Origin of the sequence: Rhodosalinus sp., from assembly GCF_046542825.1 — a bacterium.
Classification (GTDB): Bacteria; Pseudomonadota; Alphaproteobacteria; order Rhodobacterales; family Rhodobacteraceae; genus Rhodosalinus.
Map to the genome: position 1 here is coordinate 1 of NZ_JBKHAQ010000020.1, position 12603 is coordinate 12603.

A 12603-nucleotide genomic window follows, 5' to 3' on the forward strand; every position below is an offset into this window, starting at 1 on the left:
CGGCCATGTGTGCGACGACCTCGCGACTCTTGAGTCGCGGAATGTGTCGCATCTCCGAGTCCTGTCCGAATCTTCGGAGCAGGCCGTTGATTTCACTTGACTTTTCTGGAACTGGCTCCGGCGGCAGGATTCGAACCTGCGACCAATTGATTAACAGTCAACTGCTCTACCACTGAGCTACGCCGGACCAGTGGCGGTGCTATAGCAACACGCCCGGAGGGCGTCCAGAGGGCGCGGCTCGAAAAATAGGCTCTCACAGGGCGTGGAAGATGTCCTTTGCCGCAAGGGTCCGCTCGGGGCGCACGGCACCGCGGCCGGTCAGGTCCACGAGATGGGCGAAGACGTTGCGCGCCGCGGCGGGGAGGAGGGCAGGGGGCGTCTCGACGTAGATCCGGCGGGCGAGATCCTCTGCGCTGCCCGGTGCCTCGGCGAGCGCTGCGAGGATCTGCGCTTCCCGGCTCCTGCGGTGGGCGATCAGCCAGTCGATGCGCGCGCGCGGCTCCGTCACTGGGGCGCCGTGGCCCGGGTGCAGCACGGCCCAGTCGCGCCTGGCGAGCCTTTCGCATGAGGCCATGAAGTCTGTCAGGTCGCCGTCGGGAGGCGACACGAGAGAGGTGGCCCAACCCATCACAAGATCGCCCGTGAAAAGCGTGTCGCCCCAGGCGAAGCAAAGGTGATTGCCGAAATGGCCCGGTGTGTGGAGCGCCTCGAGCCGCCAGCCCGCGCCCTCCACGATGGCACCGTCGGCCAGCGTCAGATCGGGGGCGAAGCCTGCGTCCACGCCTTCTCCCCCGCCGGCAAGGCCCTCTTCCGCCAGCCGTTCCATCACCGCGCTGCGGCCCGCTTTTGCCGCGCCATAGGCCATGACCGGTGCGCCGGTCGCGGCGGCCAGCTGCCGGGCCAGCGGCGAATGGTCGAGATGGGCGTGGGTGACAAGGATATGCGTGATCCTCTGGCCGGGCGCGAGTGCGTCAAGAATTGCCCTCAGGTGCGCGGGGCGGTCGGGGCCGGGGTCGATCACGGCGATATCGCGATCGCCAAGGAGGTAGGTGTTGGTCCCCCACAGGGTCATCGCCGAGGGGTTGGGCGCCACGATCCGTCGCAGGCCGGGGCCGAGCGCCACGGCCTTTCCGGGTGGGGGGCTTTCGGGGGGATGGTCCTGTGCCGTCATGGGCCACTTCCGCTCCGCTGCTGCGGCGCCTAGGTTTAGGCATGTTCTTCGGCTGGCTCAAACGCTATGTGCCGCGCGGGATCTACGGGCGCGCCGCGCTGATCCTCGTGCTTCCGGTGGTCGTGCTTCAGCTCGTGGTCTCCGTGGTCTTCGTGCAGCGGCATTTCGAGGGCGTCACCGAGCAGCTGACCGAGGGCGTGGCGCTGGAGGTCGCGCTGGTGCTCGACCGGCTCGAGACCGAGGGAGCGGGGGCTGCCCGCGCGCTGGCGACGGCGCTGGACTACGAGTTGCGGGACGTGCCTGCCGGCGCCGTGCCCGCCGATCATCTGCTGCGGTTCTACGATTTCTCGGGCCGTATCGTGATCCGCGAACTCGACGAGCGGGTTGACGACTTTCGCGCGCTACTGCTGCCCAACGATTTCGACGTCACGCTCTATGCCGACAGTACAGCCGGTCCTGTCGCCTTCGACTTCGACCGGCAGCGCGTGTCGGCGTCCAACCCCCATCAGCTGCTCGTGAACATGGTGTTCTTCGGCATAATCCTGACCGTGATCGCCTTCGTCTATCTTCGGAACCAGCTGCGCCCGATCACGCGGCTCGCCGATGCGGCGGAGGCCTTCGGGCGCGGCCGGACGGTGCCCTACAAGCCGTCCGGCGCGGTCGAGGTGCGCGCGGCTGGGCGCGCGTTTCTCGCCATGCGCGCGCGGATCGAACGGCATATCGAGCAGCGCACCCTGATGCTGTCGGGAGTGAGCCACGACCTGCGCACGCCGCTGACCCGGCTCAAGCTGGGCCTCTCGATGCTCGACCCCGGGGACCGGGAGCCGCTGGAACGCGATGTCGAGGACATGGAGCGGCTGGTCGACGAGTTCCTCAGCTTCGCCCAGGGCGAGGCCGCGACCGGAGAGAGCGTGCGGGTGGACCCCGTGGCCCTGGTGCAGGGGGTGGTCGAGGATGCAACGCGGGGCGGCCTCGATGTGAGGCTGGCCCGCGTGTCCGGCCGGGGCGAGATCGCGCTGCGCCCGCTCGCCGTGCGTCGGGCGCTCGAGAACCTGATCGCCAATGCGGTGCGCTACGGTCGCCGCGCGGAGGTGTCGGTGGAACTCGGGCCCGATGCCCTCACCATCGCGGTCGAGGACGACGGCCCCGGCATCCCGCCCGAGCGGCGCGACGACGCGCTCAAGCCCTTCGCGCGGCTCGACCCTGCCCGCAACCAGAACCGCGGCACCGGCGTGGGGCTGGGCCTTGCCATCGCGTCGGACGTGGCGCGCGCCCATGGCGGCGCTCTCACGCTGAACCGAAGCGAGCGGCTCGGCGGACTCAGGGCCGAGTTGCGCCTCGCCAGTTAGGCCCGTTGCGCGAATGTCGCGAATTCGACGAGGACACCCGAGCAGGCAGAACCCTTGACGATTCACCCCCTCTCGCGCAGGCGGAAGCGTTGCACCTTGCCGGTCTGCGTCTTCGGCAGGGCGTCGCAGAAGATCACGCGGCGGGGATACTTGTAGGGCGCGATGCTGGCCTTCACGAAGTCCTGGAGCGCCTTGATCATGGTCTCGTCCCCCATCACGCCCTCGGCCAGCACCACATGCGCCTCCACGATGGCGCCGCGGTCGGGGTCGGGCGCGCCGACCACGGCGCATTCGGCCACCGCCTCGTGCTTGAGCAGCGCCGCCTCCACCTCCGGACCCGCGATGTTGTAGCCCGAAGAGATGATCATGTCGTCCGAGCGCGCGGCGAAATGAAAATATCCCTCTTCGTCCTGATAGAAGGTGTCGCCGGTGATGTTCCAGCCGTCCTGCACGTAGTCCCTCTGGCGCGGGTCGGCCATGTAGCGGCAGCCGGTCGGCCCCTTGACCGCGAGCCGCCCGGGCGTGCCGCGCGCCAGCTCGTTCAACTCGTCGTCGACGATTCTGGCCTCGTAGCCGGTGACCGGGAAGCCGGTGCAGGCAGGCCTGGCATCGCCCAGCCGGTTCGAGATGAAGATGTGCAGCATCTCGGTCGCGCCGATCCCGTCCAGCAGCGGCTTGCCGGTGCGGCGCAGCCAGTCCTCGTAGACCGGACCGGGCAGCGTCTCGCCCGCCGAGACGGCGCAGCGCAGCGACGACAGGTCCGCCCCCTCCGCCATCGCGCGCAGCATCGCCAGATAGGCCGTGGGCGCGGTGAAGCAGATCGTGGCGCGGTGGCGCTCGATGATCTCGATGAGGTTCGGGGGCGAGGCGGTCTCCAGCAACGCCGCGGCCGCGCCGAAACGCAGCGGGAAAACGGCAAGCCCGCCCAGCCCGAAAGTAAAGGCCAAAGGCGGCGAGCCCACGAAGATGTCCTCCGGCGTGACCTGCAGAACCTCCCGCGCATAACCATCCGCGATGATCAGGATGTCGCGGTGGAAATGCATCGTGGCCTTGGGCTGACCGGTGGTGCCCGAGGTGAAGCCCAGAAGCGCCACATCGTCACGCCCGGTCTTCACCGCCTCGAAATGCACCGGCTTGTCCAGCGCGGCACGGTCCAGCTCGGCGTCGTGGTTCGCGGTGCCGTCGAAGCCCACAACGGTTTCAAGCGTGCGGGAATCCTTGGCGCAGGTGACCATGTCGTCCATCAGCCGCGTGTCGCAGAGCGCAAGGCTCACCTCGGCCTTGTCCACGATCTTGCCCAGCTCGCCCGCCCGCAGCATCGGCATGGTGTTCACCACCACCGCGCCGGCCTTGGTTGCCGCCAGCCAGCAGGCCACCATGGCCGGGTTGTTGGCTGACCTGATCAGAACGCGGTTTCCGGGCCTTGTGCCATAATCCTCGACCAGCGCGCGGGCGAGGCGATTGGTCCAGTCGGCCAACTCCTTGTAGGTCCGCCGCCGCCCGTTGCCGATCAGCGCGGTGTGGTCGCCGAAGCCCCTTTCAACCATCCTGTCGGTGAGTTCGACACCGACATTCAACCACTCGGGATAGTCGAACCCCTCGAGCCGGAGTTCCGGCCATTGCCCGAAGGGCGGCAGATTGTCCCGTGCAAAGCTGTCCTCGTGCCCGCTGGGACCCAGCTGGATGGTCATGATGCGCTCCCTGCTTGTCCCGCCCGTCTCAGGCCGCCGGCATTATCCCAGCGTCTGGCGCGCGATGATGATTTTCTGCACGTCGCTCGCGCCCTCGTAAATCCGGAGCGCGCGGATCTCGCGATAGAGGCTCTCGACCACCTCGCCGGACTTCACGCCGTCGCCGCCGTGCAGCTGCACCGCCGCGTCGATGATTTTCTGCGCGGTCTCGGTGGCGTGCAGCTTGGCCATCGCGGCCTCGCGGCTCACGCGCGCGGCGCCCATGTCCTTGGTCCAGGCCGCACGGTAGATCAGCAGCGCCGAGGCGTCGATGCCAAGCGCCATGTCGGCGATATGGCCCTGCACCATCTGTAGCTCGGCCAGCTTCGCGCCGCCCACCTCGCGCGTGGTCACGCGCTTGACGGATTCGTCGAGCGCGCGCCGCGCGAAACCCAGCGCCGCGGCGCCCACGGTCGAGCGGAAGACGTCGAGCACCGACATGGCGATGGCGAAGCCGCGCCCGCGCTCGCCGATCTGCGCCTCGGCCGGCAGTTTCACGCCGTCGAAGGAGAGACGCGCCAGCGGATGCGGCGCGATCACCTCCAGCCGCTCGGTCACCGTAAGACCGGGCGTGTCGGCGGGAACGAGGAAGGCAGAAAGCCCCTTGGGGCCCGGCGCCTCGCCGGTGCGGGCGAAGACTGTGTAGACATCCGCGATGCCGCCGTTCGAGATCCAGGTCTTCTCGCCGTCGAGGCGCCAGCCGTTGCCCTCGCGCGTGGCGGTCATGGCCGTGTTGGCGACGTCCGAGCCCGAGGCCGGCTCGGTCAGCGCGAAGGCGGAGATAGCGCGACCCGCGCGGGTCTCTTCCAGCCATTCGCGCTGTTCGGGCGAGCCGAAGAGAGACACCGCGCCCATGCCCAGACCCTGCATGGCGAAGGCGAAATCGGCAAGCCCGTCGTGCCGCGCCAGCGTCTCGCGGATCAGACAGAGCGCGCGGACGTCCAGCGCCTCGCCCGCTGCGGCACCGGAGTGGCGCAGAAAGCCCGCCTCGCCCATGTCGGCCACCAGCTTGCGGCAGGCTGCGTCCACGTCCGAATGATCGGCGGGCAGGTTGGCCGTGCACCAGCTTTCCAGCGCGTCGCGCAGTTCGCGGTGCCGCGTCTCGAAGAAGGGCCAGTGAAGAAAGCTTTCGTCCACCATGTGCCTCTCCTGCCTTTGCCGCCAGCGCCGATTTTTCGATCGAAAAATCGGCTCGATAGTTCGCTGACTTCCGAAGAATTTTCGACCGAAAATTCTTCTTCAGTCGCCTTCGAAGACCGGCTTCTCCCTGGCCACGAAGGCCCGGTAGGCGCGTTTGAAGTCCTCGGTCTGCATGCAGATGGCCTGCGCCTGCGCCTCGGCCTCGATGGCCTGGTCGAGGCTGAGGTTCCATTCGTGGTTGAGCTGCGTCTTGGTCATCATGTGCGCGAAGTTCGGCCCCGTCGCGATCTTCCTCGCCAGCGCCAGCGCCTCCGCCTCGACCTTGTCGGACGCGTGCAGGGCGTTGAAGAAGCCCCAGTTCAGCCCTTCCTCGGCCGACATCGACCGCCCGGTATAGAGCAGTTCGGCCGCGCGGCCCTGGCCGATGATGCGCGGCAGGATCGCGCAGGCGCCCATGTCGCAGCCCGCAAGCCCCACCTTCGTGAACAGGAAGGCCGTCTTCGCCGCGGGCGTGCCCAGCCGCAGGTCCGAGGCCATGGCGACGATCGCGCCCGCGCCCACGCAGATGCCGTCCACGGAGGCTATGATGGGCTTGCCGCAGTGGATCATCGCCTTGACCAGGTCGCCGGTCATGCGGGTGAAATCCAGCAGCCCCTTCATGTCCATCTCCGTGAGCGGGCCGATGATCTCGTGCACGTCGCCGCCCGAGGAGAAATTGCCGTCGTTCGAGGCAAGGACCACCGCCTTCACGTCCTCGGCGTAGACCAGCGCGCGGAAGGTGTCGCGCAACTCGGCATAGCTGTCGAAGGTCAGCGGGTTCTTGCGGTCCGGGCGGTCGAGGCGGATCAACGCGATCCCGTCCTCGCAGCGCCACTGGAAATTCCGGGGCTCAAGCCCTGCCATCCGGGTCATTCGTCTCCCTCCCGATCCTTGCGAGCAGCGCGATCATGGGCGCCAGCTCTTCCGTGTCGAAATCGCCGAGCAGGTCGTTCACCCGCGCCTCGTGCCAGGCCGCCATCCCGGCGAAGCGCGCGCGCCCGGCCTCGGTCAGCCGCACGCGCATGGCGCGGCGGTCGCCCTCGACGCGCAGGCGTTCGACGTGCCCCTCGCTCACCAGCCGCTCGACGATGCCGGTGACGTTGCCGTTCGAGACCTTCAGCATGGCCGAAAGCTCGCTCATCCGCAGCCCGTCGGGCCGGCGGTAGAGGGCTGCCAGCACGTCGAAGCGGGGCAGGGTGCTGTCGTGTTCGGTCCTGAGCTCGTCGCGCAGCCGCGCCTCGATGTGGCGCGTGGCCTCCAGCATCCTGAGCCAGAGCCTGAGTCTCTGCTTGGAGGGCGATGCCGGCGGCGCCTGATCGGTCCTTTCCGGGCGTCCTGGCTCCGGCGCGCTCATGTCTCGCCCCCGGAGATCGAGATCGCCTGCCCGGTGATCCCCTCGGAGCCCGGCCCGCAGAGCCAGAGCGCGGCGGCGGTCACCTCCGCGGGGCGGATCAGGCGCTTCTGCGGGCTGTTCTTCGCCAGTTCGGCGCGGGCGTCGTCCGGGCTCATGCCGGTCTTCTCGACGATGTTGGCAACGCTGCGGTCCGTCATCTCGGTGTCGAGGAAGCCGGGGCAGAGGGCATTCACCGTGACCTTCGTGCGCGCGGTCTCGAGCGCCGCGGCCCGCACCAGCCCCACGACCCCGTGTTTCGCCGCGGTGTAGGCGGTGACATATGGATAGCCCTTGAGCCCCGCGGTGGAGGCCACCGCGATCAGCCGGCCCCATTCGGCCTGCCGCAGGCGCGAATACCCTTCGCGCAGCACGTGGAAGACGCCCGTGAGGTTGACCGCCAGCATGTGCTGCCAGAGGTCGTCCGAGGTGCGGTGGAGCGGCGCGCTTTCAGCCGCGCCCGCGTTCGCCACCACGATCTGCGGGTCGCCCGCCGCATCGAACATGGCGCGCACCGCGGCCGGGTCTGTCACGTCGCATTGCACGGGGCACAGGGCGGGGTGGCTTTCGGCCACCCGCTCCAGCGCCGCCATCCGACGTCCGGCGATCCAGACGGTCGCGCCGGCATCGGCCAGCCCGCGGGCAAGCTCGGCGCCAAGCCCCGAGCCGCCGCCGGTGACCAGCGCGCTGCGGCCTGCCAGCGTCATACCCGGATGCCCATCCCCTCGCCGCGCTCGGCGAGGCGCATGAGCTGGGTCTGCCCGGCGAGGTAGGGATCGGGCCACTTCTCGTCCCAGTCGCCAAGCGCCGCGGCCGCGTGGAGCGTCCAGTAGGGATCGGCCAGATGCGGCCGCGCCAGCGCCACGAGGTCCGCGCGCCCGGCCATCAGGATCGAGTTGACGTGGTCGGGCTCGTAGATGTTGCCGACGGCGATGGTGGGCATCTTCAGCTCGTTGCGCACACGGTCGGAGAAGGGCGTCTGGAACATGCGCCCGTAGACCGGCTTCGCCTCGGTCGAGGTCTGGCCGGCGGAGACGTCAACGATGTCCACGCCCGCCTCGCGGAACATCCGCGCGATCTCGACCGCCTCGGGGCCGTCGACGCCGCCCTCGGCCCAGTCGGTCGCGGAGATGCGCACCGACATCGGCTTCTCCTCGGGCCAGACCGCGCGCATGGCGCGGAAGACCTCGAGCGGGTAGCGCAACCGGTTCTCGAGGCTGCCGCCGTAGTCGTCCGTCCGCACGTTGGTGAGCGGCGAGATGAAGGAGGCGATGAGATAGCCGTGCGCGGCGTGCAGCTCGACCATGTCGAAGCCGCAGCGCGCGGCCATCTCGGTGGCGCTGACGAACTGGTCGCGCACCATGTCCATGTCGGCGCGGTCCATCTCCTTCGGGACCTGGCTGCGCTCGGACCAGGGGATCGCGCTGGCCGACATGATGGGCCAGTTGCCCTCCTTCAGCGGCGCGTCCATCTCTTCCCACCCGAGCTGGGTGGAGCCCTTGCGCCCCGAATGGCCGATCTGCATGCAGAGCTTGGCGCCGGTCTCGGCGTGCACGAAATCCACCAGCCGCGTCCAGGCGGCCTCGTGCTCGGGCGCGTAGAGGCCCGGGCAGCCCGGCGTGATGCGGCCCTCGGGGCTCACGCAGGTCATCTCGGTGTAGACGAGGCCCGCGCCGCCCTTGGCGCGCTCGGCGTAATGGACGAAGTGCCAGTCGGTCGGGCAGCCGTCCACGGCCTTGTACTGCGCCATGGGCGAGACGACGACCCGGTTCTTCAGCCGCATGTCGCGCAGCCGGAAGGGCGCGAACATGGGCGCGCGGTGGCTGCCGTTGTTGCCGGCCTGCCGCTGGAACCACTCCTCGGCCTCGCGCAGCCAGTCGGGATCGCGCAGGCGCAGGTTCTCGTGGCTGATCCGCTGGCTGCGGGTGAGCAGCGAATAGTTGAACTGGATCGGGTCGAAATCGAGATAGCGCTCGACCTCCTCGAACCATTCGAGGCTGTTGCGTGCGGCGGACTGCAGGCGCATGACCTCCAGCCGGCGCTCTTCCTGATAGCGCTCGAAGGCGGCTTCCATCGTGGGCTCGGAATGCAGGTATTCCGCGAGCGCGATGGCGCTGTCCATCGCGAGGCGCGAGCCCGAGCCGATCGAGAAATGCCCGGTGGCCGCGGCGTCGCCCATCAGCACGACATTCTCGTGATACCACTTCTCGCAGATCACGCGCGGGAAATTCATCCAGACCGCCGAGCCGCGCAGGTGCGCGGCGTTGGACATCAGCTCGTGCCCGCCCAGGTGATCCTTGAAGACCTCGGTGCAGGTGTCGACGATCTGCTCCTTCGTCATGTCCTCGAAACCGAAGTTGTCCCAGGTCTTCCGGTCGGTCTCGACGATGAAGGTCGCCGTGTTCTCGTCGAACTGGTAGGCATGCGCCCAGATCCAGCCGTGCTCGGTCTTTTCGAAGATGAAGGTGAAGGCGTCGTCGAACTTCTGGTGCGTGCCCAGCCAGATGAACTTGCACAGCCGCACGTCGATGTCGGGCTTGAAGACGTCCTCGTATTCCTGCCGCACCTTCGAGTTCAGGCCATCCGCCGCGACGACGAGGTCATAGTGCTTGCGGTAATTCTCTGCCGTGTCGAACTCGGTCTCGAACTTCAGCTCCACGCCCAGCTTGCGCGCCCGCTCCTGCAGCAGGATCAGCAGCTGCTTGCGCCCGATGCCGGCAAACCCGTGCCCGCCGGAGACGATGCGCGTGTCGCCCTTGATGACGGCGATGTCGTCCCAGTAGGCGAAATGCGACCGGATCGCCTCGGCGCTCCTGGGGTCGTTCTTTTCGAGCCGTGCCAGCGCGTCGTCCGACAGCACCACGCCCCAGCCGAAGGTGTCGTTGGCGCGGTTGCGCTCCAGCACGGTGACCTCGTGCGAGGGGTCGCGCAGCTTCATGCTGATCGCGAAGTAGAGCCCCGCGGGACCGCCGCCCAGACAGATGATCTTCATGGCCGCTTCTCCTCTGACTGGATCGTGGAGGAGCCTGCCAGCCCGCACCACATATTTCAAGCATAAAGTTTTAGGCTTGAAATGCGATGCGGCAAGCGGCAGGCTGGACGAACATGGACGGGCGACAGGAGGCTGCTATGCCCACGATCACGGTGCACCCCGAGGGCTGGAAGCCCGCCAAGGGCTACGCGAACGGCATGGTGGCAGAGGGCCGCGTGCTCTTCGTGGGCGGGCAGATCGGCTGGACCGCCGATCAGGTCTTCGAGGCCAGGGATTTCCTCGGTCAGTGCGAGCAGGCGCTGAAGAACATCCGCGACGTGGTCGAGGCCGCGGGCGGGCGCGTCGAGGACATCGCGCGCCTGACCTGGTATGTCACCGACAAGTCCGAATACCTCGCGAAGCAGCGCGAGATGGGGCACGTCTATCGCTCGGTCATGGGCTACCACTTCCCGGCAATGACGATGGTTGTTGTGGCCGCCCTCGTGGAGGACGAGGCGATGGTCGAGATCGAGGCCACCGCGGTTCTGTCTTGACGGGACCGGGGCTGCGGCTGAAGCTTGCGTGCAGCGCGCCGGAACGGGCGCGGCAGATCGGAACGGGGAGCGAGACAATGAAATTGGCAAGGACCTTGCTGGCCGGGGCCTGCGCCGTCGCGCTGGCGACATCGGTGCAGGCGGCCGACGTGAAAATCGGCCTGATCACCACGCTGTCGGGCGGCGGCGCAGGCCTTGGACAGGACAGCCGCGACGGGTTCCTGCTGGCCATCGAGCAGGCGGGCGCGGACGATGTCGAGGTGGTCGTCGAGGACGATCAGCAGAAGCCCGAGATCGCGGTGCAGGTGGCCGACGAACTGATCCAGCGCGAGAACGTGGACATCCTGACGGGCATCATCTTTTCCAACCTCGCGCTGGCCGTGGTGCCCTCTGCGGTCAACCAGGGCAAGTTCTACGTCTCCAACAATGCCGGCCCCTCTCAGCTGGCCGGCCGGGGCTGCCACCAGAACTACTTCAACGTCGCCTGGCAGAACGACGCGATGCACGAGGCTGCGGGCGCCTTCGCCACGCAGGAGGGCTACGAGAGCGCCTTCATCATGGCGCCGAACTACCCTGCGGGTCAGGACGGGCTCACCGGCTTCAAGCGGTTCTACGAGGGCGAGATCGCCGACGAGGTCTATACCCGCTTCGGGCAGACGGACTATGCCGCCGAGATCGCGCAGATCCGCGCCAGCGGTGCCGACGTGGCCTATTTCTTCCTGCCGGGCGGCATGGGGATCTCCTTCATCAAGCAGTATGCCGATGCGGGCGTCGACATCCCGCTGATCGGGCCGGGCTTCAGCTTCGACCAGACGATCCTGCCGGCCGTGGGCGATGCCGCCGCCGGCGTGCGCAACACCTCGCAATGGGCGCCCGACCTCGACAACGCGGCCAACTCCGCCTTCGTCGAAAGCTTCGAGGAGGCCTATGGGCGCACCCCGTCGATCTACGCGAGCCAGGCCTACGACGCCGCACAGCTGATCCTCTCGGCGCTCGAAAAGGCCGATGTGTCCGATGCCGACGCCTTCCGCGCCGCGCTGCGCGAGGCCGATTTCGAGAGCGTGCGGGGCGATTTCGAGTTCGCGGCCAACCAGCACCCGATCCAGGACATCTACGTGCGCGAAGTGACGCAGGTGGACGGCACCTGGACCAACCGCGTGGTCGGGCCCAGCCTGCAGGACCACTCGGACGTCTACGGCGACGACTGTCAGATGTAGGCGATGGCGCGCCGGGGTGGACTTGCCCCGGCGCGCTTTCCGTCCCAGGACCCGCGGCGGTAAAACCGCCGAGGCGTAGCCTGCGCACGGCGCAGGGGCAGGGGCAGGGGCAGGGGAGCGATGACGACACTCCTATTCATCGAGCAGACCCTGAACGGTCTGCAGTTCGGGGTGATGCTGTTCCTGATGGCGGCGGGGCTGACGCTGGTCTTCGGGGTCATGGGGCTGATCAACCTTGCGCACGGTTCGCTCTACATGATCGGTGCCTTCGCGGCGGCCGCCGTCTCGGCCGCAACGGGCAACTTCCTGCTTGGTCTGGTCGCCAGCATCGCCGCCGCCGCCATGGCAGGGGCCATCGTCGAGATCACGGTGATCCGCCGGCTCTACCGGCGCAACCATCTCGATCAGGTGCTGGCCACCTTCGCGCTGATCCTGGTGTTCTCGGAGGGCACGCGCTGGTTCTTCGGCTCCTTCCCGCTCTATCTCGACATTCCCGAGATGCTGTCGGGTTCCGTGACCCTGCCGGGCGGGATCCGGTATCCGCTCTACCGGCTTTTCATCATCGCGATGGGACTTGGCGTTGCGGCGATGCTGTTCTGGCTGATCGCACGCACACGGCTGGGCATCCGGATCCGCGCGGGCGAGGCCGATCGCGAGATGATCGCCGCGCTCGGCATCGACATCTCGAAGCTCTACACCGTGGTCTTCGCGCTGGGCGCGGCGCTGGCCGGGATGGCGGGCGCGCTGGTGGGCGCGATCCAGTCGGTCGAGGTGGGCATGGGCGAGCCCGTGCTGATCCTGGCCTTCGTGACCATCATCGTCGGCGGCATCGGCTCGATCAAGGGCGCCTTCGTGGGCGCGCTGCTGGTGGGGCTGATCGACACGCTGGGGCGCACGATGCTGCCCATCGCCTTCGGCACGGTGATGGAGGCGTCGGCGGCGACCACGGTCGGCTCGGCGCTGGCCTCGATGCTGATCTACATCCTGATGGCGGGCGTGCTGATCGTCCGGCCGCAGGGACTGTTCGGAGCGGCGGCCTGAC

At 68.1% G+C, this 12603-nt stretch carries 11 protein-coding genes and 1 tRNA gene; 4 read left to right on the forward strand and 8 right to left on the reverse strand.

What is annotated here, in order from left to right:
• Positions 1-112: 112 nt before the first annotated feature.
• Positions 113-187 (reverse strand) — tRNA-Asn (locus ACLFOB_RS04460).
• 66 nt (positions 188-253) lie between these two features.
• The gene (locus ACLFOB_RS04465) at positions 254-1171 is read right to left on the reverse strand and encodes an MBL fold metallo-hydrolase (RefSeq protein WP_410925101.1); all 918 of its coding nucleotides are present in this window, start codon (positions 1169-1171) and stop codon (positions 254-256) included.
• Positions 1172-1212: 41 nt separating this feature from the next.
• Here ACLFOB_RS04465 and ACLFOB_RS04470 point away from each other — a divergent pair, with 41 nt between their 5' ends.
• Positions 1213-2520, forward strand: a complete 1308-nt coding sequence (locus ACLFOB_RS04470) for an ATP-binding protein (RefSeq protein ID WP_410917259.1) — start codon at positions 1213-1215, stop codon at positions 2518-2520.
• Between the two features lie 62 nt (positions 2521-2582).
• Here the strand turns inward: ACLFOB_RS04470 and ACLFOB_RS04475 are convergent, their stop codons facing one another.
• From ACLFOB_RS04475 to ACLFOB_RS04500, 6 genes are all read right to left on the reverse strand, one after another.
• Positions 2583-4211, reverse strand: a complete 1629-nt coding sequence (locus ACLFOB_RS04475; RefSeq protein WP_410917258.1) for an AMP-binding protein — start codon at positions 4209-4211, stop codon at positions 2583-2585.
• A 42-nt stretch (positions 4212-4253) separates the two neighbouring features.
• Positions 4254-5390, reverse strand: coding sequence for an acyl-CoA dehydrogenase family protein (locus ACLFOB_RS04480; protein ID WP_410925103.1), 1137 nt, complete (start codon positions 5388-5390; stop codon positions 4254-4256).
• Between the two features lie 99 nt (positions 5391-5489).
• Entirely contained in the window at positions 5490-6302 is an 813-nt protein-coding gene (locus ACLFOB_RS04485; RefSeq protein WP_410917256.1) for an enoyl-CoA hydratase family protein, read from the reverse strand.
• Entirely contained in the window at positions 6280-6783 is a 504-nt protein-coding gene (locus tag ACLFOB_RS04490; RefSeq protein WP_410917255.1) for a MarR family winged helix-turn-helix transcriptional regulator, read from the reverse strand. Before ACLFOB_RS04490 ends, ACLFOB_RS04485 begins: the two co-directional genes overlap by 23 nt.
• The gene (locus tag ACLFOB_RS04495; RefSeq protein ID WP_410925105.1) at positions 6780-7526 is read right to left on the reverse strand and encodes an SDR family NAD(P)-dependent oxidoreductase; all 747 of its coding nucleotides are present in this window, start codon (positions 7524-7526) and stop codon (positions 6780-6782) included. Before ACLFOB_RS04495 ends, ACLFOB_RS04490 begins: the two co-directional genes overlap by 4 nt.
• A complete protein-coding gene (locus tag ACLFOB_RS04500; RefSeq protein ID WP_410925107.1) occupies positions 7523-9811 on the reverse strand; it encodes a bifunctional salicylyl-CoA 5-hydroxylase/oxidoreductase in 2289 nt (762 codons plus the stop codon). Before ACLFOB_RS04500 ends, ACLFOB_RS04495 begins: the two co-directional genes overlap by 4 nt.
• Positions 9812-9948: 137 nt before the next feature.
• On the opposite strand from ACLFOB_RS04500, the gene ACLFOB_RS04505 reads away from it, so the two are divergent.
• The 3 genes from ACLFOB_RS04505 to ACLFOB_RS04515 all read left to right on the forward strand — a co-directional run bounded on the left by ACLFOB_RS04505 (position 9949) and on the right by ACLFOB_RS04515 (position 12602).
• Positions 9949-10344 carry a RidA family protein gene (locus ACLFOB_RS04505; protein WP_410917252.1) on the forward strand — a complete coding sequence of 132 codons (396 nt, stop codon included), beginning with the start codon at positions 9949-9951 and terminating at the stop codon, positions 10342-10344.
• 77 nt (positions 10345-10421) lie between these two features.
• Positions 10422-11561 (forward strand): ABC transporter substrate-binding protein, encoded by a 1140-nt coding sequence (locus tag ACLFOB_RS04510; RefSeq protein WP_410925109.1) that lies wholly within the window; start codon positions 10422-10424, stop codon positions 11559-11561.
• A gap of 120 nt (positions 11562-11681) precedes the next feature.
• Positions 11682-12602 (forward strand): branched-chain amino acid ABC transporter permease, encoded by a 921-nt coding sequence (locus ACLFOB_RS04515; protein ID WP_410916305.1) that lies wholly within the window; start codon positions 11682-11684, stop codon positions 12600-12602.
• The last annotated feature ends 1 nt before the right edge of the window (position 12603 follow it).

Coding starts and splice junctions, on each gene's coding strand:
- ACLFOB_RS04510 (WP_410925109.1), top strand. CDS start 10,422: ATGAAATTGGCAAGGACCTTGCTGGCCGGGGCCTGCGCCGTCGCGCTG.
- ACLFOB_RS04495 (WP_410925105.1), bottom strand. CDS start 7,526: ATGACGCTGGCAGGCCGCAGCGCGCTGGTCACCGGCGGCGGCTCGGGG.
- ACLFOB_RS04475 (WP_410917258.1), bottom strand. CDS start 4,211: ATGACCATCCAGCTGGGTCCCAGCGGGCACGAGGACAGCTTTGCACGG.
- ACLFOB_RS04500 (WP_410925107.1), bottom strand. CDS start 9,811: ATGAAGATCATCTGTCTGGGCGGCGGTCCCGCGGGGCTCTACTTCGCG.
- ACLFOB_RS04485 (WP_410917256.1), bottom strand. CDS start 6,302: ATGACCCGGATGGCAGGGCTTGAGCCCCGGAATTTCCAGTGGCGCTGC.
- ACLFOB_RS04470 (WP_410917259.1), top strand. CDS start 1,213: ATGTTCTTCGGCTGGCTCAAACGCTATGTGCCGCGCGGGATCTACGGG.
- ACLFOB_RS04480 (WP_410925103.1), bottom strand. CDS start 5,390: ATGGTGGACGAAAGCTTTCTTCACTGGCCCTTCTTCGAGACGCGGCAC.
- ACLFOB_RS04515 (WP_410916305.1), top strand. CDS start 11,682: ATGACGACACTCCTATTCATCGAGCAGACCCTGAACGGTCTGCAGTTC.
- ACLFOB_RS04490 (WP_410917255.1), bottom strand. CDS start 6,783: ATGAGCGCGCCGGAGCCAGGACGCCCGGAAAGGACCGATCAGGCGCCG.
- ACLFOB_RS04465 (WP_410925101.1), bottom strand. CDS start 1,171: ATGACGGCACAGGACCATCCCCCCGAAAGCCCCCCACCCGGAAAGGCC.
- ACLFOB_RS04505 (WP_410917252.1), top strand. CDS start 9,949: ATGCCCACGATCACGGTGCACCCCGAGGGCTGGAAGCCCGCCAAGGGC.